Source organism: Nocardia sp. 149-1B, from assembly GCF_057747975.1.
On the sequence record NZ_CM173233.1, the window covers coordinates 3,652,457 to 3,672,134 of the forward strand.

General features: G+C 72.3%; 23 protein-coding genes. 7 read left to right on the forward strand and 16 right to left on the reverse strand.

Annotated features, from left to right (window positions below; genetic code table 11):
• Positions 1-3: 3 nt before the first annotated feature.
• Positions 4-678 carry a hypothetical protein gene (locus AC3ANS_RS17500; RefSeq protein WP_488292853.1) on the reverse strand — a complete coding sequence of 225 codons (675 nt, stop codon included), beginning with the start codon at positions 676-678 and terminating at the stop codon, positions 4-6.
• A 98-nt stretch (positions 679-776) separates the two neighbouring features.
• Here AC3ANS_RS17500 and AC3ANS_RS17505 point away from each other — a divergent pair, with 98 nt between their 5' ends.
• A complete protein-coding gene (locus AC3ANS_RS17505; RefSeq protein WP_488292854.1) occupies positions 777-1,025 on the forward strand; it encodes a helix-turn-helix domain-containing protein in 249 nt (82 codons plus the stop codon).
• A 135-nt stretch (positions 1,026-1,160) separates the two neighbouring features.
• Here AC3ANS_RS17505 and AC3ANS_RS17510 read toward each other — a convergent pair whose 3' ends face one another.
• The 3 genes from AC3ANS_RS17510 to sigE are packed head-to-tail and all read right to left on the reverse strand — an operon-like array spanning position 1,161 to position 3,619.
• The gene (locus AC3ANS_RS17510) at positions 1,161-2,471 is read right to left on the reverse strand and encodes a S1C family serine protease (RefSeq protein ID WP_488292855.1); all 1,311 of its coding nucleotides are present in this window, start codon (positions 2,469-2,471) and stop codon (positions 1,161-1,163) included.
• Positions 2,472-2,513: 42 nt separating this feature from the next.
• Entirely contained in the window at positions 2,514-3,020 is a 507-nt protein-coding gene (locus AC3ANS_RS17515) for a hypothetical protein (RefSeq protein WP_488292856.1), read from the reverse strand.
• A complete protein-coding gene (gene sigE, locus AC3ANS_RS17520) occupies positions 3,017-3,619 on the reverse strand; it encodes an RNA polymerase sigma factor SigE (protein ID WP_488292857.1) in 603 nt (200 codons plus the stop codon). The genes AC3ANS_RS17515 and sigE overlap by 4 nt, the downstream gene beginning before the upstream one ends.
• A 206-nt stretch (positions 3,620-3,825) precedes the next feature.
• Here sigE and AC3ANS_RS17525 point away from each other — a divergent pair, with 206 nt between their 5' ends.
• Positions 3,826-4,476: an O-methyltransferase gene (locus tag AC3ANS_RS17525; RefSeq protein ID WP_488296522.1), complete on the forward strand. Its 651-nt coding sequence runs from the start codon at positions 3,826-3,828 to the stop codon at positions 4,474-4,476.
• Positions 4,477-4,504: 28 nt separating this feature from the next.
• Here AC3ANS_RS17525 and AC3ANS_RS17530 read toward each other — a convergent pair whose 3' ends face one another.
• The 3 genes from AC3ANS_RS17530 to AC3ANS_RS17540 are packed head-to-tail and all read right to left on the reverse strand — an operon-like array spanning position 4,505 to position 6,584.
• Entirely contained in the window at positions 4,505-4,843 is a 339-nt protein-coding gene (locus AC3ANS_RS17530) for a hypothetical protein (protein WP_488292858.1), read from the reverse strand.
• Complete coding sequence (locus AC3ANS_RS17535; RefSeq protein ID WP_488292859.1) at positions 4,840-6,411, reverse strand: leucyl aminopeptidase family protein; 1,572 nt, start codon at positions 6,409-6,411, stop codon at positions 4,840-4,842. Before AC3ANS_RS17535 ends, AC3ANS_RS17530 begins: the two co-directional genes overlap by 4 nt.
• A 5-nt stretch (positions 6,412-6,416) precedes the next feature.
• Complete coding sequence (locus AC3ANS_RS17540; protein ID WP_082574674.1) at positions 6,417-6,584, reverse strand: DUF3117 domain-containing protein; 168 nt, start codon at positions 6,582-6,584, stop codon at positions 6,417-6,419.
• 164 nt (positions 6,585-6,748) lie between these two features.
• Between AC3ANS_RS17540 and AC3ANS_RS17545 the strand changes: the two genes are divergently transcribed.
• Together AC3ANS_RS17545 and AC3ANS_RS17550 are read left to right on the forward strand one after the other, a co-directional pair.
• Positions 6,749-7,525, forward strand: coding sequence for a PaaX family transcriptional regulator (locus AC3ANS_RS17545; protein WP_488292860.1), 777 nt, complete (start codon positions 6,749-6,751; stop codon positions 7,523-7,525).
• A 12-nt stretch (positions 7,526-7,537) separates the two neighbouring features.
• Positions 7,538-8,332, forward strand: coding sequence for an enoyl-CoA hydratase-related protein (locus AC3ANS_RS17550; RefSeq protein WP_488292861.1), 795 nt, complete (start codon positions 7,538-7,540; stop codon positions 8,330-8,332).
• Positions 8,333-8,471: 139 nt separating this feature from the next.
• On the opposite strand, the gene AC3ANS_RS17555 is transcribed toward AC3ANS_RS17550, so the two are convergent.
• The 6 genes from AC3ANS_RS17555 to AC3ANS_RS17580 are packed head-to-tail and all read right to left on the reverse strand — an operon-like array spanning position 8,472 to position 12,280.
• On the reverse strand, positions 8,472-9,212 hold the full coding sequence (locus AC3ANS_RS17555) for a DUF2817 domain-containing protein (RefSeq protein ID WP_488292862.1): 741 nt from the start codon (positions 9,210-9,212) through the stop codon (positions 8,472-8,474).
• 15 nt (positions 9,213-9,227) lie between these two features.
• Positions 9,228-9,656 carry a hypothetical protein gene (locus tag AC3ANS_RS17560; RefSeq protein ID WP_488292863.1) on the reverse strand — a complete coding sequence of 143 codons (429 nt, stop codon included), beginning with the start codon at positions 9,654-9,656 and terminating at the stop codon, positions 9,228-9,230.
• 15 nt (positions 9,657-9,671) lie between these two features.
• Positions 9,672-10,016, reverse strand: coding sequence for a DivIVA domain-containing protein (locus tag AC3ANS_RS17565; RefSeq protein WP_488292864.1), 345 nt, complete (start codon positions 10,014-10,016; stop codon positions 9,672-9,674).
• Positions 10,016-10,750 (reverse strand): LOG family protein, encoded by a 735-nt coding sequence (locus AC3ANS_RS17570; protein ID WP_488292865.1) that lies wholly within the window; start codon positions 10,748-10,750, stop codon positions 10,016-10,018. The genes AC3ANS_RS17565 and AC3ANS_RS17570 overlap by 1 nt, the downstream gene beginning before the upstream one ends.
• 1 nt (position 10,751) lies before the next feature.
• Positions 10,752-11,822, reverse strand: coding sequence for a succinyl-diaminopimelate desuccinylase (gene dapE, locus AC3ANS_RS17575; RefSeq protein ID WP_488292866.1), 1,071 nt, complete (start codon positions 11,820-11,822; stop codon positions 10,752-10,754).
• Entirely contained in the window at positions 11,819-12,280 is a 462-nt protein-coding gene (locus AC3ANS_RS17580; protein ID WP_488292867.1) for an SRPBCC domain-containing protein, read from the reverse strand. Before AC3ANS_RS17580 ends, dapE begins: the two co-directional genes overlap by 4 nt.
• Before the next feature lie 51 nt (positions 12,281-12,331).
• Between AC3ANS_RS17580 and AC3ANS_RS17585 the strand changes: the two genes are divergently transcribed.
• On the forward strand, positions 12,332-13,177 hold the full coding sequence (locus AC3ANS_RS17585; RefSeq protein ID WP_488292868.1) for an LLM class F420-dependent oxidoreductase: 846 nt from the start codon (positions 12,332-12,334) through the stop codon (positions 13,175-13,177).
• Between the two features lie 62 nt (positions 13,178-13,239).
• Here AC3ANS_RS17585 and AC3ANS_RS17590 read toward each other — a convergent pair whose 3' ends face one another.
• The 3 genes from AC3ANS_RS17590 to AC3ANS_RS17600 form a co-directional block, all read right to left on the reverse strand.
• The gene (locus AC3ANS_RS17590; RefSeq protein ID WP_488292869.1) at positions 13,240-14,181 is read right to left on the reverse strand and encodes an endonuclease domain-containing protein; all 942 of its coding nucleotides are present in this window, start codon (positions 14,179-14,181) and stop codon (positions 13,240-13,242) included.
• Between the two features lie 166 nt (positions 14,182-14,347).
• Positions 14,348-17,518 (reverse strand): isoleucine--tRNA ligase, encoded by a 3,171-nt coding sequence (gene ileS / locus AC3ANS_RS17595; protein WP_488292870.1) that lies wholly within the window; start codon positions 17,516-17,518, stop codon positions 14,348-14,350.
• A 271-nt stretch (positions 17,519-17,789) separates the two neighbouring features.
• Positions 17,790-18,617 carry a hypothetical protein gene (locus AC3ANS_RS17600; RefSeq protein WP_488292871.1) on the reverse strand — a complete coding sequence of 276 codons (828 nt, stop codon included), beginning with the start codon at positions 18,615-18,617 and terminating at the stop codon, positions 17,790-17,792.
• A 62-nt stretch (positions 18,618-18,679) separates the two neighbouring features.
• Between AC3ANS_RS17600 and AC3ANS_RS17605 the strand changes: the two genes are divergently transcribed.
• Together AC3ANS_RS17605 and AC3ANS_RS17610 are read left to right on the forward strand one after the other, a co-directional pair.
• A complete protein-coding gene (locus tag AC3ANS_RS17605; protein WP_488292872.1) occupies positions 18,680-19,174 on the forward strand; it encodes a DinB family protein in 495 nt (164 codons plus the stop codon).
• A complete protein-coding gene (locus AC3ANS_RS17610) occupies positions 19,171-19,656 on the forward strand; it encodes a DinB family protein (protein WP_488292873.1) in 486 nt (161 codons plus the stop codon). The genes AC3ANS_RS17605 and AC3ANS_RS17610 overlap by 4 nt, the downstream gene beginning before the upstream one ends.
• Positions 19,657-19,678 lie beyond the last annotated feature (22 nt).

Consider the following 19,678-nt stretch of genomic DNA (forward strand, 5'->3'; position numbering starts at 1 on the left):
CGGTCAGCTCCGGCGGACGATGGTCAGGACCGGGCTGTCGGCCCGGCCCAGCGCGTCCAAGAACGCGGCCGCGTCGGTCTCGGGGACCGCCAGCACCAGCTGACGCCGACCGGTGGCCGACCCGAACGTCGTCTCGATGTCGGGAGCGTCGACCACGGTGGCCGCCTCGAGTGCCGGCCCGCTCTGGTCACGGACCTTGCCCGCGAGCAGGTAGACGTCGACCACGGACCCGGCGTGCACCGAGGGCGGCACCTGCTCGGCATCGACCGCGACCGGCAGCTCGACGGTGTCGGCGTCGTCCTCGGCCGACCCCACGGCTGCCCGCGGGAGCAGCTCCCCCGCGCTCACACCGCGCACCAGCCGGAGGTCGCCCGGCAACTCGTCACGGACGGCGAAGTAGCGGCCGAGATCGCCGGCGTCGTCGAAGCGCACCCGGTGCGCGACCAGGTCCCCGGCGCTCAGCTGGGCGCCCGGGCCGGCATCGCTGGCGACCGCCCAGACCGACACCGTGTCGTCGGCGGCGGCCAGCAGCCGGGAGCCGGACACCACCGACACCGCGACGATCAGCACCCCGATCCACAGCCGCGGGTCGCGCCAGCCAGGACGGGTGGCGCGCGTCGCCGGCGGGACCGGGGCCACCACCCCGGTCTCGGCACGCTGGGGCGGCCTGCGGGTCACGGGCACATCATCGCCCGCGGACAGCCGTCCGAAACCCGTCCTCCACAGGCAATGCGGGTCGCGGCCGCCCGCCGGACCCGAAGTGCGACGATGACCCCATGGCCGGCACCCCCCGCTTCCTCACGCTCGCCGACGTCGCCGAGGTCCTCAACACCTCCAGCGCGCAGGTCTACGCGCTGGTCCGGCGCGGCGACCTCCCCGCGATCAAGATCGGCGGCCGGGGTCAGTGGCGGGTCGAGTCCGCGCAGCTCGAGGAGTTCATCCAGCGCATGTACGCCGAGACCAAGACCTTCGTCGACGAGCACCCCTACGAGGACGCCGACACCCGGTCCGACGTCGACGTCTGAGCTGGGGCCGGGCCCGCCCGGGACGTCATCCGCACCGAGCAGGCGGACACAGAGCCAGCGGACTCTGAGCGGGCGAACACGGAGCGGTCGAACACCCTGCTTGCGTGGCGCCCCGCGACCGCACGTCGGACGGGGTCAGCCGGTCTCCGCCCCGAGCGTCAGCTCGACGGTCTTCTCCTCACCATCGCGTTCGATGGTGAACTCCACGGTCTCGCCGGGCTGGTGGGCCCGGATCGCGACGATCAGCGCGATGCCGTCGGTGACCCGGGCGCCCTCGACCGCGACGATCACGTCGCCCTTGCGGAGCCCGCCCTCGGCGGCGGGGGTGTCGGGCATGACGGAGTCGATCTCCGCGCCCTTGCCGTCGTTCTGGCCCGTCTGCACCTTGGCGCCGATCACGGGGTAGCGGGCCTTGCCGGTGCGCAGGATCTGGTCGGCGGTGACACGCACCTGCTCGATCGGGATCGCGAAGCCGACGCCGATGTTGCCCGACTCGCCGCCGGCGCTGCCGCCCGTGGTGGCGATCGCGGAGTTGACCCCGACCACCTGGCCACGGAGGTTGACCAGCGGTCCGCCGGAGTTGCCGGGGTTGATCGCCGCGTCGGTCTGCACGGCGTTGATGTAGGAGGAGTCGTTGCCGACGTCACCGGTGGTGACGGGCCGGTGCAGAGCGCTGACGATGCCGGCCGTGACCGTCGAGCTCAGGCCGAGCGGAGACCCGATGGCGACCACGCCCTCGCCGACGCGCAGCGCCTGCGAGGCCCCGAGCGCCGCGGGGGTGAGGCCGCGCGCGTCGTCCGCGTAGAGGACCGCGAGGTCGTAGACGGCGCTGCGCCCCACGACGGTCGCGGCGTAGCGGTTGCCGTCCTGGTCGACGATCTCGATCGGGCCGTCGGACTCGTCGGCGTCGGCGACCACGTGGTTGTTGGTGATCACGTGGCCTTGCCGGTCGAGCACGAACCCGGACCCGGTCGCGCCGCCACGCTGGCCGTCGTACTCCGCCGAGATCTGCACCGTGCTCGGCAACAGCTTGGCGGCGACCGCCTCGATCGAGCCGTTGTCGGCCGCCAGCGGGGCCTGCGAGACCGTGTCGACCCCGGACAGCCCGCTGGCCACGGTCCCCGACTCGTCGTCGCTGACCCGCTCGTAGACCAGACCGCCCACGGCGCCGCCGACCAGGCCGAGCACGAGCGCGAGCACGCACACCACGGGCCAGATCCAGCCGGGGACGCGGCCGCGCGGGGCGACGTGCTGAGGCGGCCCGACGGGCGGGGGGCCGAACGGCTGCTGGCCCGGGTACGCCGTCGGCGCGGCAGGCGGCAGCCCCGCCCAGCGGTACGGCGGGGACTGGGTCACCGGGGGCACCCACGTGGGTGGTGGCGTCGCGGGGCGCGCTGCCGTGATCGGCTGCGTCGGCTCGTCGTCGCGGGGCTCGTCCTGCGTCACAGGCCTATCTTGACCCCGCGGGCGAAATCCGCGGGCGCCGGGCTACCGCTGCTTGGTGCTGCGAGTGACCTGGGCGACCGGGACTGTCGGCGTCGCGGTGCGGGGCGCGTCGGTGTTGGTGATCGAGGAGACCGGCGCCCGGCGGTCGAGCGAGGGCGCGTCCGCGGGTGCGACCCCGAAGACCAGGACACCCATCACGGCGGCACCCACGGCCCCGCCGCCGAGGGCGGCGAGCCCGAGGCTGCGGCGCCGGTGGTCGGCAGCGCCCGACATGGCACCGGCCATCGCCCCGGACATCGACAGGTAGGCACCAGTGGACTGGCACGCCCCGGAGGCGTCCAGGATCGAGCCCTTCAGCCAGGACGGGGGGCAAGGCTTGGCGACCTCGAAGGAGAGCCCGGCGAGCCGGGTCTTGACCCAGCCCTCGTGCTCGACGAGGTCGCGGCACGCGTGGCAGGAGTGCACGTGGTCCCACGCGCGCTCGGTGTCCTCGGGGGAGAGCTGTCCGTCGAGCAGCGCGCTGGCTCGCGAGCCCAGGTGGCCGATCACGTCGCCTGCCTCCAGCCCGTGAGGAGCTGAGCGCCCGCGGGCCCGGCGTACCGCACGCGGCCCGCGCTCGGGGCCCGGTGGGCCAGAGCGGTGCGCAGCATCGCGCGGCCACGGTGGATGCGCGAGCGCACGGTGCCGAGCTTGGCGTCGAGGATCTCGGCGATCTCCTCGTAGGTCAGGCCCTCCACGTCGCAGAGCACCACCGCGGCGCGGAAGTCCGGCGGCAGCGTGGCGAGCGCGCGCTCGATGTCGTCGTCGAAGGTGCGGTCGGCGTACGCCGCGTCCGGGCTCGGCGAGCTGCTGGTGAGCCGGTCGGCGCGCTCGTCGGACAACGCGTCGAAGCGGATCCGCTGCTTGCGGCGGGCCTGGTCGAGGAAGAGGTTGGTGGTGATGCGGTGCAGCCAGCCCTCGAACGTGCCGGGCGTGTAGGTGGACAGCGAGCGGAACACCCGGACGAAGACCTCCTGGGTGAGGTCCTCGGCGTCGTGGCGGTTGCCGGTCAGCCGGTAGGCGAGGCGGAAGACGCGATCGGAGTGCTGCTCAACGATCTCCTCCCACGAAGGAAGGACCTCGGCAGTGGGGGGCACCGGAGTGTCCATGGATGCCTCCTCGGCTGGCTGCCGGCTCTTGCGTGCCTGGGGGAACAGCGTCTTGTCCTTCCTGACGGTAGAGACGCGTACTGAGAGAATCCTGTGAGGCTGGTGTTTCTTCTCCGTGTCTCGTCGGGTCCAACGTCCGCGGGTCCCGCAACGTTCCCATCGATCACGGTACGGTGAGTCCGCTCGACCAGCCTCAGGAGGACACCATCACCACGCCACTCAAGTCCGCGAGTTGGTCCTACGCCGAGGCGTACGTCGCCGAGGACGACGTCCTGGCCGCGGCCCGGGCCCGCGCCGAGGAGGTCGGGGTCGCCCCGATCGGTCCCGGTGGCGGCGCGGCGCTGCGCTTCCTCGCCTCGGTCCTCGACGCCCGGGCGGTCGTCGAGATCGGCACCGGCACCGGTGTCTCGGGGCTGTGGCTGCTGCGCGGCATGCGCTCCGACGGGGTGCTGACCACGGTCGACGTCGAGGCGGAGCACCAGCGGTTGGCCCGCCAGTCCTTCACCGAGGACGGCATCCCCAGCCAGCGCGCCCGCACGATCTCGGGCGCGGCGCTCGACGTGCTCCCCCGGCTCACCGACGGCCACTACGACCTGGTGTTCTGCGACGGCGACAAGACCGAGTACTCCGCCTACCTCAAGGAGGCGCTGCGGCTGCTGCGTCCCGGTGGGGTCGTGGCGTTCGACAACGCCCTGTGGCACGACCGGGTCGCCGACCCGGCCCAGCGCGACGAGGAGACCGTGGCCATCCGTGAGCTCGGCCGCCAGGTCGCCGAGCACGACGACCTGGTCTCGGTGCTGCTCCCGGTGGGTGACGGCCTGCTGGTCGCCAAGAAGGAGTGGAACCCCGAGGCCTGAGGGTCGGTGCAGGCAACCGCCGCCGGCGTCAGAACCGGCCGGCGGCGAGGAACCCGTCGCCACCCTCGGCGACCGCGACGATCTCGCAGGCCTCGATGAGGATCGGGGACGTGCCGATGATCTGCGAGCCGGGAGAATCGTCGGCCGTGCGGGTGAACGCGGACTGGAACTCCTCGCGCGCGGCGTCGGTGGCGAAGACGTAGCAGCCCTCGAACCACTCCCCCGGACGGCAGCGCCAGGTCTTGAAGCGCAGCCCGTCCTGGCCGGTGAACCGTGCGTGCGAGGTGTCCGCGACGTACGACGCCAGCTGATCCTCCACGCCCGCGGGCGCCTCGGCGAGCGACCAGCGCACGGTGAGGCCCTTCACGAGGTGACCCCGGCCAGGGGCTCCTCGGAGCCCAGCCAGGCGAGCAGGGCGCGGGCTCCGAAGCCGGTCGGCCCCTTCGTCCACTCGTCGCGCTCGTCCGGGGCGTCCCCGACCGAGGCGAGGTCCAGGTGCACCCAGGGCAGGCCGCCGACGAAGTGCTGCAGGAACAGCGCCGCCACGATCGAGCCCGGCCCGCTCGGGCCGTTGTCGGCGTCGGCCACGGTCGAGGAGAGCTTGGGCTCGTACGCGCTCGAGAGCGGCAGGCGCCACAGCGGCTCGCCGGCACGCTCGGCCGCGTCGTGCAGCGCGGCAGCCAGGGCGTCGTGGTTGGCGAACATGCCGCCGACCTGCTGCCCGAGTGCGACCTTGACCGCCCCGGTGAGCGTGGCGACGTCGACCAGCACGGCGGGCTCGATCTCGGCGACGGCGTACGCGAGGGCGTCGGCGAGCACCAGCCGGCCCTCGGCGTCGGTGTTGGTGACCTCGGTGGTCCGGCCGCCGTAGTGGCGGATCACGTCGCCGGGACGCATCGCGTCGCCACCGACGGAGTTCTCAGCCGCGGCGATCAGCCCGACCACCCGCACCGGGCAGTCGACGGCGCGCAGCGCCGCCATCGTGGCCATCACGACCGCGCCGCCGGTCATGTCGCGCTTCATGTTGACCATCGCCTCGCCGGGCTTGATCGACAGGCCGCCGGTGTCGAAGGTGATGCCCTTGCCGACCAGCGCGACCGTCGGCGTGCGGCGTCCGGCCTTGCGCGGGGTGTAGTCGAGCCGGATCAGCCGCGGGGGCGTCGCCGAGGCGCGTCCCACCGCCAACAGTCCGCCGAAGCCCTCGTCGGCGAGCCGGTGCTCGTCCCAGACGGTGATCTCGAGCCCGCTCTCCTGCGCCAGCGCCTCGGCCTGGGCCGCCAGCCAGGGCGGGTTCTTCAGGTTCGAGGGGGTGGTCGCGAGCATCCGCGCACGCCAGCCGGCGCCGCCGATCGCCACGGCCCGGTCCAGGGCGGGTGCGAGCCGCAAGGTGTCGGGCAGCCCGGCCAGGACGACCCTGCCGACGGGTTGGTATGCCGCCGGGCCCGAGCGCCAGTTGAACCCGAACGACCCGAGCATCATCCCCACCACGAACGCCTCGAGACCCTCCTCGGAGGTGACCGCGGGCACGGTCGTCGCGAGCGACGCGCGGTCTCGCACCGCCCGCGCCAGTGCCGCCCCGGCCCGGCGGAGGTCGCCGGGCGTCTGCGCGCCGACCCCGGCGAGCAGGATCCGGCGGAGCTCGGCGTTGTCGGGCGCCCCGAGGGGCACCGGCACCGAGGTGACCTGGCCCGGCTTGCCGGTGGCACGGTCGTCCTCCAGGATCGCCAGCAGGTCCACCCCGATCAGGTCCCCGAGCTCGGCGGCCCCGGGCCCCAGGACCACCGGATCTCCCTCGGTGTCGCCGGGGAGCACGGGCAGCGCCACCACCTCGACACCGAGGACGGCATGCGGCAGCGCCGCGCTGAGGGCGAAGTCGGGTGGAGAGACCTGACTGGGGAGGGTCGGGGTCCGAGCCGATGTGGGAGTGGAGGGCACCGGGCTCAGCCGACGACGTCCTTGAGGGCGTCTCCGAGAGCGCCGGCCTCCTCGGCGTTGAGCTCGACAACCAGGCGACCACCGCCTTCGAGCGGGACGCGCATCACGATGCCGCGCCCTTCCTTGGTGACCTCCAGCGGACCGTCGCCCGTCCGCGGCTTCATCGCCGCCATCCGCGCACCTTCCTTTTGTGATGTGGCAGCGGGACTCCGAGGGACCCGGCTGCGCCGTACGCACCAACCATTATCCCCTATCGATGGGTGACGCGGAGCACAGCCCACCACCAGGCCACCACCAGGCCACCGCCGGGCCCGCAACAGGCTGGCAGACTCCACCCATGCAGGCCCGCTCGGCGCTCTTCGACGTGTACGGCGACCACCTGCGCGCCCGGGGCAGCCAGGCCCCGGTGGCGGCGCTGGTGCGGATGCTCGACCCCGTCGGCATCGCCGGGCCGGCGGTGCGCACCGCGATCTCGCGGATGGTCATGCAGGGCTGGCTCGAACCGGTCCAGATCAGCGGTGGCCGCGGCTACCGCACCACCACCCGCGCCAACCGGCGGCTCGACGAGACCGGCAACCGGGTCTACCGGCGAGCGGTCCCCGCATGGGACGGCCACTGGCACCTGGCATTCGTCGCGCCACCGGCCAGTCGCGCCGCCCGCACCCGCCTGCGCGCCGGGCTGACGTTCATCGGGTACGCCGAGCTCGCGGACCAGGTGTGGGTCAGCCCGTTCGACCGCGTGGAGCTGACCTCCGTGCTCGAGCGCGAGGGCGCCTCGGCCGGCACGGCCCGCGCGGACCACTTCGACCCGCCGCCGACGGCGGCGTGGGACCTCGAGGCGCTCCGGGAGTCCTACGACGGCTGGTTGCAGGCCTCGACCGACCTCGTGCGGCAGCACCTCGCGAGGCACGAGGACGCCGACGAGGCGGCGTTCGCGGCGCGGTTCCACCTGGTGCACGAGTGGCGCAAGTTCCTGTTCGCCGACCCCGGTCTCCCCGACGCCCTGCTGCCGGCGGACTGGCCCGGGCGGGCGGCCGCGCAGCTGTTCACCACCGAGGCGGAGCGCCTCAAGCCCGGGGCGGACCGCTTCGTCGCGCGCTGCCTCGGGGCCTGACAAGATGCCCGCATGACTGAGCCCTCCGTCCTCCTCGATGTCACCGACGGCGTCGGCACCATCACCCTGAACCGCCCGGACGCCTACAACAGCCTCGACATCGCGACCAAGGAGCTGCTGCTCGAGACGGTCCGCGCCGTGGCCGATGACCCGGCGGTGCGCTGCGTCGTCCTGACCGGCAGCGGCAAGGCGTTCTGCACCGGCCAGGACCTCAAGGAGCACATCGAGCTGCTCGAGAACGGCGGGAGCGACCTGCTCTTCACCACCGTCGACAAGCACTACAACCCGATCGTCACCGCGCTGGCCGGCATGGCCAAGCCCGTGATCGCGGCGGTGAACGGCGTCGCGGCCGGCGCCGGCGCCAGCCTGGCGTTCGCCTGCGACCTGCGCATCGTCGCCGACACGGCCGGGTTCAACCTGGCGTTCGCCAACGTCGCGCTCTCGTGCGACACCGGCGCCAGCTACAGCCTGCAGCGGCTGGTGGGCCGGGCGAAGGCGATCGAGCTGCTCTACTTCCCTTCCACGGTGCCCGCGGCCGAGGCGCTGGAGCTCGGCCTCGCGACCAAGGTCGTGCCCGCCGACGAGCTGGCGGCCGAGGTCGGCGCCCTGGCCACCCGGCTGGCCGCGGGTCCGACGGTCGCTCTCGGTGCGATCCGGCAGTCGGTCGCGTACGCCGCCGGCCACTCCTTCGAGGAGTCGCTGGAGGTCGAGAGCGCGATGATGACCAAGACCGGCGCCACCGCCGACCACCGCGCCGCGGTGGCCGCGTTCGTGGCCAAGCAGAAGCCGGTGTTCGAGGGTCGCTAGCGGAGACGCGTCAGCGGATCCGCTGATGGTGGTCGCCCTTCGAGACGCCTCGTCCCTCGGCTCCTCAGGAGCCGCGCCGCGCGACTGAGGAACGAAGTCGCGACCGGCGTGTCGAGACCCAGTCGCTCAGCGGTCGCAGCTACCTCCGCGCGCCCCAGATCGAGAGCACCTGCCGCGGCGCGATCGTGCGCATCAGCCGCCGGGTCGGGTGCGCGCCGTACTCGGCGGTGAGGGCCGAGCCGCGGAAGTGGTGGTTGAACCAGCCGGTCATCGTGCCGTGGCACACGCCGCCGCACGTGAAGGACTTGCGGGGCAGGTCGAGCGCATCCGCGACCCGGCGGGAGAAACGCTGGCTCTTGGTGTCGGTGTCGACGCCGTGCAACGGCTGGTGGAAGCTGATGATCCACCGCGGACGGACGTCTCGGAGGAACCGCATCGCCGCCCGGGTCTCGGGCTCCGACCCGGCCCGAGGACCCGACTCGTGGTCGCCGTCGAGGTCGGCCCAGTGGAACGGGAAGTTGCGGTTGAGGTCGACACCGTGCGCGTTCTTGCGGGTGTGGTGCGCCAACCCGTCGGGGTTGTAGACCGGCAGCACCCACAGGTTCAGCCCGTGCACCGGGCGGCCGTCGCGCAGCGCGGCCAGGATCTGGCGCGGGTACCCCTCGTTGCCGTGCATGGTGGCGATCAGCAGCACCTTCGGCTTGCCCCGCTCACCCAGCCGGTACGCCGTGATCGGACGGCCCTGGACGGAGTGGCCGATCACCCGCGTCTCGACCACGGCCGGCCGGTCGACCGGCGCGCGCACGGCGTACGACGCGGCCGGCGTGAGGCCCAGCAGGCTGGAGGCGAGGATGGTCGTGAGGAGGATCCCGAGGCGCATGATCCTCGACCTTACTCAGACGTAGGCCTTGAGGTACGCCCAGGTGAACACGCAGACACCGACGAACATCCCCACGTGGGCGAGGATCGAGAGGCCGGGGCCGTCCGACCAGCTGTCGGCGCTCCCGTCCGAGGCGTGCCGGCCCCGGCTGGGCAGCCACCGCACCAGGATCAGCAGTCCGGCCGCGACGACGATCCACCACAGTGCCAGCGCCACGATGCCGGCCGTGTCGCCACCGACGGTGGTGTCCCCGCCTGCGACGAGGAACGCCGTCCAGGACACCAGGGCGAGCACCCCGACCACGGTGTGCACGTGCAGCAGGACCCGGGAGGTCCGCAGTCGCCCGGCACCACCCTCGCCGCGACCCAGGCGCACCCGGGTCAGCACGACGACCACGGCCGCCAGCGCGGTGAGGATGTAGACGACGATCTCCTCGGTCGACACGGTGCGAAGTGTGCCCTACGCGGTGGGTTCGTCGCCACGACCCGCACTGGGCGTGGACGGTTCATCCAGCGGACGGGCGGCGTTGATCTCGTCCGCGCGGTCCCCTGGCTGATCGGCGAGCTGGTCGGCCAGCTGGTCGGCGAGCCGGTCGAGAAGCGCGTCGACGTCCGACATCCGGTAGCCCCGGAACGCCAGCGGGAACCGCACCCGCCGCAGGTCCTCGGCCACCAGCGGGCCCTCCGCGGGCACGCCGGAGTCGGGGCGGTCGTCGTACACCTCCGCGAGCGGGGCGCCGCGGCCGGCCGCCACCACCGCGATCCCGCCGAGCGCGAGCACGATCAGGATCGCGAAGAGCCACATCACGGCTGCTCACCCGCCCGCGCGGCGACCATCAGGGCGATGGCCTCGTCGACGTCGTCGGTGACGAGCAGCGAGTCGAGGTCGCTCTGCTTGATCCGGCCGTCCTCGAGCATCTGGGCGCCCATCCAGTCGAGCAGCCCGCTCCACTCCGCGACGCCGAGCAGCACGATCGGGAACGACGTGATCTTCTGCGTCTGCACCAGCGTCATCGCCTCGAAGAGCTCGTCGAGGGTGCCGAGTCCGCCCGGCAGCGCGATGTAGCCCTGGGAGTACTTCACGAACATCGTCTTGCGGGCGAAGAAGTAGCGGAAGTTGATGCCGACGTCGACCCAGGAGTTCAGCTCGGCCTCCCACGGGAGCTCGATGCCGAGACCCACGCTGATCCCGCCGGCCTCGCTCGCGCCCTTGTTGACCGCCTCCATCACGCCCGGGCCGCCGCCGGTGATCACCGCGAAGCCGGCATCGGCCAGCTTGCGGCCGACCTCCTCACCAAGGGCGTACGCCGGCTGGTCGGTGCGCGTGCGAGCGGATCCGAACACCGAGATCGCCGGCCCGAGCTCGGCCAGGGCGCCGAAGCCCTCGATGAACTCGGCCTGGATGCGCAGCACACGCCACGGGTCGGTGTGCACCCAGTCGGACGGTCCGCGGCTGTCGAGCAGCCGCTGGTCGGTGGTGCCGGCGTCGACCTGGTCGCGGCGCTGGACGATCGGGCCCTTGGACTTCGAGCGGACCATGTCAGCGACCTCCCAGCCAGGCCCGGAGGAGGTCCTCGCAGCGGCGGACCTGCTCGACGGGCACGTGCTCGTCCTGCTTGTGGGCGAACAGCGGGTCGCCCGGGCCGAAGTTCACCGCCGGCACGCCGAGGACGGTGAACCGGGCGACGTCGGTCCAGCCGAACTTCGGGTGCACCTCGCCGCCGACGGCCTCGACGAACGCCTTGGCCGCCGGCCGGTCGAGCCCGGGCAGCGCGCCCGGAGCCGAGTCGGTCAGCGTGACGTCGTAGCCGTCGAAGAAGTCCCGCACGAACGCCTCCGCCTGGGCCTCGGTCCGGTCGGGGGCGAAGCGGAAGTTGACCTCGACGACGCACTCGTCGGGCACCACGTTGCCGGCGACGCCGCCGCGGACGGCCACCGCGTTGAGTCCCTCGTGGTACTCCAGCCCGTCGATGACCGGCCGCCTGGCGTCGTACTCCTCGAGGCGGCGGAGCACCTCGCCGGCCTTGTGGATCGCGTTGACGCCGCGCCAGCTGCGTGCGGAGTGGGCGCGCTCGCCGGTGGTCCGGACCTCGGCGCGCAGCGTGCCCTGGCAGCCCGCCTCGACGCCGGCGTTGGAGGGCTCCATGAGGATCGCGAAGTCGGCGGCCAGCAGCTCGGGGTGGGTGCGCGAGAGGAGGTTGAGGCCGTTGTGCTCGGCCTCGATCTCCTCGGCGTCGTAGAAGAGATAGGTGACGTCGCGGTCGGGCTCGGTCAGGGTCGCCGCGAGCCGCAGGATGACCGCGTCGCCGCCCTTCATGTCGCAGGTGCCGAGGCCGTAGAGCAGGTCGCCGTCGTAGCGCGCCGGCAGGTTGTCGTTGAGCGGCACCGTGTCGAGGTGGCCCGCGATCACCACCCGCTCGCCGCGCCCGAGGTCGGTGCGCGCCACGACGGTGTTGCCGTGGCGGGTGACCGTGAGGTGGTCGTACGACGCGAGCGCGGTCTCGACCGCGTCGGCGATGGTCTGCTCGTTGCGGCTGACCGACTCGATGTTGACGAGCTGCTCGGTGAGTGTGACGACGTCGGTGGTGAGGTCGAGCTGGGTCTGGGTCACGGCGTCCATCCAACCAGCCGCGCGAGCTTGTCCAGCGCCATCCTGGTGCCGGTCTCGTTGTCGGCGGGCGGCACCGCGTCGGGCACCCCGTCCAGGCGGATCTCGACGTCGGTCCCGCCCGGCACCTCTCGCAGCGTGGTGGTGGTCGTGATGGTGCCGGCCAGGCCGGGGTCGTCGGAGTCGAACTCGACCTCCTCGACCACGCGCTCCCCGGGCACGAGCTCGGTGAACACCCCGGAGTAGGTGTCGGTCGCGCCGTCGGACTTGCCGGCGGCCGCGGGGTCGTCGTACGTCAGGGAGATCCGGATCCGGCCGCCCACCCGCGCGTCGAGCTCGTGCACGGTGCCGCGCATGCCGTCCGGCACCCGCCAGGCCGCCACGGCACCCGGGTCGAGGAGGGCTCGGTAGACGGTGTCCCGGTCGGCCGGCACGACGATGCTCGCGGTCGTCGAGTACATGCGCCGAGCCTAGGCTTCCCACCGAACTGGAACACGTTCTAGTCTGGGCGGATGCGCAACGGACTCGTCCTGTTCACCTCCGACCGCGGGATCACCCCGGCGGCGCTCGGCGCGGCCGCGGAGGAGCGGGGGTTCGACACGTTCTACGTGCCCGAACACACCCACATCCCGGTCAAGCGCGAGGCGGCACACCCCGGCACCGGTGACGAGACGCTGCCCGACGACCGCTACCTGCGCACGCTCGACCCGTGGGTCTCGCTGGCGACGGTCGCCGCGGTCACCTCGCGGATCCGGCTCGCCACCGCGGTCGCGCTGCCGGTGGAGTCCGACCCGATCACGCTCGCCAAGCAGATCGCCACGCTCGACCACCTCTCCGGCGGCCGCGTCGACATCGGCGCCGGCTTCGGCTGGAACACCGACGAGCTCGCCGACCACCACGTCCCGGCCGGCCGCCGCCGTACGGTGCTCAAGGAGTACGTCCAGGCGATGCGGGCGCTGTGGACGCAGGAAGAGGCGTCGTACGACGGGGAGTTCGTGTCGTTCGGGCCGTCGTGGGCATACCCCAAGCCGGCCGGGCACATCCCGCTGGTGATCGGCGCCGGCGGCGGGCCGAAGACGTTCCGCTGGATCGCCGAGAACGCCGACGGCTGGATGACCACGCCCCGCGAGAGCGACATCTCCGGCAACATCGAGGCGCTGAAGAAGGCCTGGGCCGAGGCCGGCCGCTCGGGCGCTCCGGACATCCGGATCCTGATCGCCTTCAAGCCCGACCCGGACGACCTGATGGCCTGGGCCGAGGCCGGCGCCACCGAGCTGATCTGGGGCGTCCCCGACAAGTCCCCCGACGAGGTCCTCGCCTCCCTCGACCGCCTCGCCGGCCGCCTCGGCCTCGCCTGAGTCGCCCGGGACGTCATCCGGGCGGAGCAAGCGGTTGCTCCCTCCGTATGACGTCCTGAGGATCAGGCGGCGCGACGAGCCCAGCCCGCGGCCCGCATCGCGTCCTCGATCTGCCCGAAGAACGCCTGCGGGTCGAGGCGCAGGCCCAGCAGCGGCACCCGCAGCACGGTGTCGCCGTCCAACGCGAGGGCGTTCTGGCGCAGCGCATCGCCGACGACGTTCTCGGCCCAGGTGTGGTGGATGCCGTCGACCTCGACGACCAGGCGCAGGTCGGGCCAGTACAGATCGAGGAAGTAGCGGTTCGCGCGGTCGCGGCGCAGCATCTGCCGGGCCGGCTCGGGCAACCCCCGCCGCCGCAGCTCGCGCCCCACGTCGATCTCGCCCAGGCTCCGCGCCCCGTCGAGGAGGTCGTTGACGACAGCGTGGAGGAGCAGCCGCCGCCTGTCCCGGCGCACCCGGAGCAGCTCGGCGCCGATCGCTTCGGGCGAAGCCATGCCCTGCTGCACGACCAGCGTCAGGACGTACGTCGCCTCCTTGTCCGTCCGCGCCCACAGGCCGGCCCGGATCGCGGCCACCGGCACGTGCGTGCGGGGTATGCCGAGGTCGACCCGGTCCTCAGCGGCCCAGCGTCGTGTCTGCCGGATGTCGAAGCGCCGGTTGCGGCGTACGCGCGCCCCGCGCGGCACCGACACGCGCACCCGGTCCACCGCGAACCGCTCCAGGCCGTCCGCGACCAGCGACGACGCACCGTCCAGCTGAGCCCGCGGGCCGCCCTGGAACACCGCCGCCCACCGCTCGCCGGCCTCGCTCAGCACGCTGTTGTGGACGCAGACGGACTGGTCACCGATCAGCTGCCAGCGCCGAGCGCGCACCTCGGCGCGGACCTCCCAGCGAGTGACGCCGAGCGCGTACACCTGCTTGCGCGACACGACCTCGCCCTGCTCGCTCGCGAGCTCGCGGACCGCGACCAGTCGCGGATCGTCGGCGGGGGTACGTCGGGGCATGCGAGCAGCCTCGCCCGCCGCCCGCCGTTCACGACTCGCCGTCACCCGACCTGGGGACGACCACGCCCCCGGCGCCCCCTGTGGACGTCAACCGGGCTCGGCCGGCTCGAGGACGTCATACGGACAGTGCAAGTGGTTGCTCCGCCCGTATGACGTCCGGGAGACCTCAGGCCTTGGTGACGGTCACCTGCGGCTCGGGGCCGTCGGCGGCGACCACGTCGTACGACGTCGCGAGCGTCTCGGCGGTGATCAGCTGCTCGTGGGTGCGGGCCGCGGCCTGCACTTCCTCGGAGCCGCCGATGGTCAGCGCGATCCGGTCGGAGACGTCCAGGCCGGCGTCGCGCCGGGCCTGCTGGACCGCACGCACCAGGTCGCGGGCCAGGCCCTCGGCCGCCAGCTCGGGGGTCACCTCGGTGTCGAGCACCACGAACCCGCCGCTGCGCAGCACGCCGGTGGCCGTGCCGCTGTCGGCGGAGCCCGCGACGGTCTCGAGGGTGTACTCCCCCTCCTCGAGCACCAGCCCACCGGACGTGACCGTGCCGTCGTCGGCCACCGACCAGTCGCCCGACTTGGAGCCCTTGATCGCCGTCTGGACGTCGCGACCCAGGCGCGGACCGGCCGCGCGGGCGTTGACGGTCAGCCGCTGCTCCACGCCGTACGACGAAGCATCGGGCGACTCGGCCGCGAGCAGCCGGATCTCCTTGACGTTGACCTCGTCGCGGACGATCGCCTCGAACCCGCCCAGCGCGGCCGGGTCGTCGACGACCACCGTGAGGGTCGACAGCGGCAGCCGGTTGCGCAGGTTGGCCGCCTTGCGCAGCGCGGAGGTGGCGGAGCAGACCTCACGCACCTGGTCCATCGCGGCCACCAGCGCCTCGTCAGCCGGCAGCGACTCGGCCGACGGCCAGTCGGCCAGGTGCACCGAGCGCCCGCCGGTCAGGCCGCGCCACACCTCCTCGGTGGCCAGCGGCATCAGCGGCGCGGTCGCGCGGCACACGACCTCGAGCACGGTGTAGAGGGTGTCGAAGCTGTCGGCGTCGCCCTCCCAGAACCGGTCGCGGGAGCGGCGGATGTACCAGTTCGTGAGCACGTCGAGGAACGACCGCGTCGCGTCGCACGCCTCGGCCACGGCGTACGCGTCGAGCGAGGTCGTCATCTCGGCCACGAAGTCGCGCAGCTTGGCCAGGATGTAGCGGTCCATGGGGTGCGCGGAGTCGGTGCGCTGCGTGGCCTCGTGGCCGGCGGCGTTGGCGTAGAGCTGGAAGAAGTACCAGCTGTTCCACAGCGGGATCAGCACCTGCCGCACCGAGTCGCGGATGCCCTGCTCGGTCACGACCAGGTTGCCGCCGCGCAGGATCGGCGAGGACATCAGGAACCAGCGCATCGCGTCCGCGCCGTCGCGGTCGAAGACCTCGCGGACGTCGGGGTAGTTGCGCAGCGACTTCGACATCTTGTTGCCGTCGGAGCCGAGCACGATGCCGTGGCTGATGCAGTTCTCGAACGCCGGCTTGTCGAAGATCGCGGTCGCCAAGATGTGCAGCGTGTAGAACCAGCCGCGGGTCTGGCCGATGTACTCGACGATGAAGTCCGCCGGGAAGTGGTGCTCGAACCACTGCTGGTTGTCGAAGGGCACGTGCACCTGGGCGAAGCTCATCGAGCCCGAGTCGAACCACACGTCGAGCACGTCGGAGACGCGGCGCATCATGGACTTGCCCGTCGGGTCGTCGGGGTTGGGGCGCACCAGGTCGTCGACGTACGGCCGGTGCAGGTCGGGCTGGCCGTCCTGGTTGCGCGGTAAGCGCCCGAAGTCCCGCTCGATCTCTTCGAAGGAGCCGTAGACGTCGATGCGGGGGTACGCCGGGTCGTCGCTCGTCCACACCGGCACCGGGGAGCCCCAGAAGCGGTTGCGGGTGATCGACCAGTCGCGGGCGTTCTCGAGCCACTTGCCGAACTGGCCGTCGCGGATGTGGCCGGGCACCCAGTTGATGTCCTGGTTGAGCTCGAGCATCCGCTGCTTGAACGCGGTCACCTCGACGAACCACGACGAGACGCCCTTGTAGATCAGGGGCTCGCGGCAGCGCCAGCAGTGCGGGTAGCTGTGGTCGTAGGTCTCGCGCCGCAGCAGCACGGTGCCGGGGGTGACCGCGCCCGAGTGCGCCTTGAGGTCGTCGATGATGTGGGGGTTGGCGTCGAAGACCTGCATGCCTTCGTACTCCGCGACCGGGAACGTGAACCGCCCGTCCTTGCCGACCGGCATCACGGCCTCGATGCCCTCGCGGTCGGTGACGACCTTGTCGTCCTCACCGAAGGCACCGGCGGTGTGCACGAGACCCGTACCGTCCGTGGTCGTCACGAACTCGGCGGCCACCACGCGGAAGGCGCGGTCGTGGCCGCGGTAGTAGGTGAACGGCGGGTCATAGACCAGCCCGACCAGCTCGCTGCCCGGACCCCGCCACACGACCTCCGGGGTCTCCCCCAGCTCGCGGGCGTACGACGAGAGCCGCGAGTCGGCCAGCAGGTACCGCACCCCGTCGACCAACACCACGACGTACTCGATGTCCTCGCCGACCATCACCGCGAGGTTGCTCGGCAGCGTCCACGGGGTCGTCGTCCAGACGAGCAGCTTGACGCCCTGGAAATCACCCGGAGTGGTGACCTCGTAGCCGACGGTCACCGCAGGGTCCTGCCGCACCTGGTAGACGTCGTCGTCCATGCGGAGCTCGTGGTTGGACAGCGGGGTCTCGTCGTTCCAGCAGTAGGGCAGCACCCGGAAGCCCTCGTAGACCAGGCCCTTGTCGAACAGCTGCTTGAACGCCCAGATCACCGACTCCATGTAGTCGGGGTTCATCGTGCGGTAGTCGTTGTCGAAGTCGACCCAGCGCGCCTGCCGGGTGACGTACTCGCGCCACTCGCCGGTGTACTTCATCACCGAGGCGCGGCAGGCCTCGTTGAACTTCTCGATGCCGAGCTCGAGGATCTCGTCGGTGGTCTTGATGCCGTTGAGGCGCATCGCCTCCAGCTCGGCGGGCAGCCCGTGGGTGTCCCAGCCGAAGCGGCGCTCGACGCGCTTGCCGCGCATGGTCTGGTAGCGCGGGATGAGGTCCTTGACGTAGCCGGTGAGCAGGTGGCCGTAGTGCGGCAGGCCGTTGGCGAACGGCGGGCCGTCGTAGAACACGAACTCGTTCGCGCCGTTCTCGCCGGGGTCGCGATGGTCGATGCTCGCCTGGAAGGTGTCGTCGGCCTTCCAGTACTCCAGCACCCGCTCCTCGATCTCCGGGAAGCGCGGGGAGGACGGAACGGCGTCCGTGCCGGTCGTCGAGACCTTCGGATACGTCATGGGTGGCTCTCTCCTGCGATTCCGGTGGTTGAGCTTGTCGAAACCGCAGGGACGATCCGTGCAGACCGCGGTACCACCCTGCTTGCTTCCCGTCCGGAGGACGAGGAACCACTCGTTCACAGCTGTGACGGGCCTACCCGCCGGGTTCTACTGAGCCCACCTCGCGATGGGCCGTTCTTCCCGGGGCTCGCCGCTGATGACGGCTCGAACGCCTGTGGCCACAGCGTACGGCGCGGTGCGCCCGGCGGGCCAATTCCGTTCGGCGAGCCGGTCAGGGCGCCGGACGCAGCAGCACCTGCCGGGTGCCGGGGAACACGAACGCGAGGTTGCCGAACGGCCGGGCCGAGATCTTCAGCGGACGCGGGACGTTGCCACGCACGAGGACCTCCAGCGGCGTCCAGACCTCGTCGCCTTCTCGCAGCGTCAGGTGCGCGGTGTACGCGCGGACCCGGACCCCGGACCCGGTCCCGGTCACCACGACGCCGTCGGCCTCCGCGCCCCGGTGGCCGACCCGCACCCACACGGTCGACCAGTGCCCGGCGCGCACGTGGGTGCCCGTCACCCGCTCGATCCGGGCGCGGGCTCCGGGGTCGGCGATCACGAGGCTCGACTGGTCGTCCGCGAGCTCGTCGAGCACGGCACCGTCGGCGCCCACCAGCGACACCGAGCCGCACCGGGGATCGGTGTCGTCCGGACGATCCGTCGAGACCGCGACCTTGATCGTGGTCCCGTCGCGCGACGCAGGACCGCTCGGGTCGAGGGTCGGCACCGCCAGCTCCCAGTCCGTCACGCACGCACCGGAGGCTGGGTCGACCGTGCCGATCCGCAGGTGCAGGTCGGAGGCGGTCTCAGGGGTCGGTACGCCGGCCAGTTCGACGGTCGCGTGCAGGGCGGAGCCGGCGGGGCTGATGCCGAGGTCGGCGTACGCCGTCGACAGCGTCTGGGCCGGCTCGGTGGTGGCCGGCAGCCCGTCGGGCCGCTGCTCGAACCGCCAGAGCAGGACCGCGTCGGCGCCCGCGGGGGCGCTCACCGCCACCAGCCCGGCGAGGACCCCCAGGGTGAGGAGCACGGCCGCGACGAGAGAGCGGCGTCCGTGCATGGCGACACGCTAACGCGGAATCGGTGTTGCGGCGGGCGAACCCCGGCTGGTCGAGTGTCCCCATGAGCGACGAGATGTGCCGCGGTGAGGACGAGGTGCTCCGCACCTACCTCGACCACTTCCGGAGCGAGTTCGAGTCGGCGTGCGCCGGACTCGACGCCGAGCAGCTGGCCCGGCGCGCGGTGCCGCCCTCGACGATGTCGCTCCTCGGCCTGCTGCGACACCTCGCCGCCGTCGAGTACTCCTGGTGGCAGCGAGTGATGGATCGAGACCTCACACTGCCGAAGATGTGGAGCAAGGACGAGAACCGCGACGCGGACTTCGACGGCGCGGTCGCCGACGACGCGGTGGTGGCCGAGGCGTGGGAGGCCTGGCGACGTGAGGTCGCCTACGGCCAGGAGTTCCAGGCGACCCACCCCGCCGGCCACCTGGGGCAGCACGCCGACGGAGACATCGAGATGCGCGAGGTCGTCGTCCACCTGATCGAGGAGTACGCCCGGCACTGCGGCCACGCCGACCTGCTGCGCGAGTGCATCGACGGGCGCCGGGCGTCATGAGCGAGCTGGCGACCCTGCGCCGGTGGCTGACCGACCAGCGGGAGGCCGTGGAGCGCAAGACCGCCGGCCTCGACGCGGAGCAGCTCGCGCGGCGCGCCGTACAGCCCAGCTCGTTGAGCCTGCTCGGCCTGGTCCGCCACCTGGCCCAGATGGAGCACCACTGGTTCGTGCGCGTCCTCCAGCAGCACCCCGAGGAGCCGTCGCTGTTCGTGCGCGGAGGGCGCTGGGACTCGCAGTTCGACGACGCGGTCGCGGACCCCGCGGTCGTGGAGGAGGCGTTCGCGACCTGGCGGGCGAGCGCCGTCCGGGCCGACGCGTGGCTCGACGGACTCTCGGAGGAGGCGTTGGACTTCGTGCTCGATCCCGGCGACCGGATCGCCACGATCCGGGACGTGATGCAGCAGGTCCTCAAGGAGTACGCCCGCCACCTCGGCCACATGGACCTGCTGCGCGAGGCCGTGGACGGTCACACCGGCGAGTGAGCGCCTCCCCCTAGGCTGGACG

Bases quoted from the DNA above. Each gene is read 5' to 3' on its own strand.
- AC3ANS_RS17505 (WP_488292854.1), top strand. From the start codon at position 777: ATGGCCGGCACCCCCCGCTTCCTCACGCTCGCCGACGTCGCCGAGGTC.
- sigE (WP_488292857.1), bottom strand. From the start codon at position 3,619: ATGGACACTCCGGTGCCCCCCACTGCCGAGGTCCTTCCTTCGTGGGAG.
- AC3ANS_RS17540 (WP_082574674.1), bottom strand. From the start codon at position 6,584: ATGGCGGCGATGAAGCCGCGGACGGGCGACGGTCCGCTGGAGGTCACC.
- AC3ANS_RS17545 (WP_488292860.1), top strand. From the start codon at position 6,749: ATGCAGGCCCGCTCGGCGCTCTTCGACGTGTACGGCGACCACCTGCGC.
- AC3ANS_RS17550 (WP_488292861.1), top strand. From the start codon at position 7,538: ATGACTGAGCCCTCCGTCCTCCTCGATGTCACCGACGGCGTCGGCACC.
- AC3ANS_RS17555 (WP_488292862.1), bottom strand. From the start codon at position 9,212: ATGCGCCTCGGGATCCTCCTCACGACCATCCTCGCCTCCAGCCTGCTG.
- AC3ANS_RS17565 (WP_488292864.1), bottom strand. From the start codon at position 10,016: ATGTGGCTCTTCGCGATCCTGATCGTGCTCGCGCTCGGCGGGATCGCG.
- AC3ANS_RS17570 (WP_488292865.1), bottom strand. From the start codon at position 10,750: ATGGTCCGCTCGAAGTCCAAGGGCCCGATCGTCCAGCGCCGCGACCAG.
- AC3ANS_RS17580 (WP_488292867.1), bottom strand. From the start codon at position 12,280: ATGTACTCGACGACCGCGAGCATCGTCGTGCCGGCCGACCGGGACACC.
- AC3ANS_RS17585 (WP_488292868.1), top strand. From the start codon at position 12,332: ATGCGCAACGGACTCGTCCTGTTCACCTCCGACCGCGGGATCACCCCG.
- AC3ANS_RS17590 (WP_488292869.1), bottom strand. From the start codon at position 14,181: ATGCCCCGACGTACCCCCGCCGACGATCCGCGACTGGTCGCGGTCCGC.
- ileS (WP_488292870.1), bottom strand. From the start codon at position 17,518: ATGACGTATCCGAAGGTCTCGACGACCGGCACGGACGCCGTTCCGTCC.
- AC3ANS_RS17600 (WP_488292871.1), bottom strand. From the start codon at position 18,617: ATGCACGGACGCCGCTCTCTCGTCGCGGCCGTGCTCCTCACCCTGGGG.
- AC3ANS_RS17605 (WP_488292872.1), top strand. From the start codon at position 18,680: ATGAGCGACGAGATGTGCCGCGGTGAGGACGAGGTGCTCCGCACCTAC.
- AC3ANS_RS17610 (WP_488292873.1), top strand. From the start codon at position 19,171: ATGAGCGAGCTGGCGACCCTGCGCCGGTGGCTGACCGACCAGCGGGAG.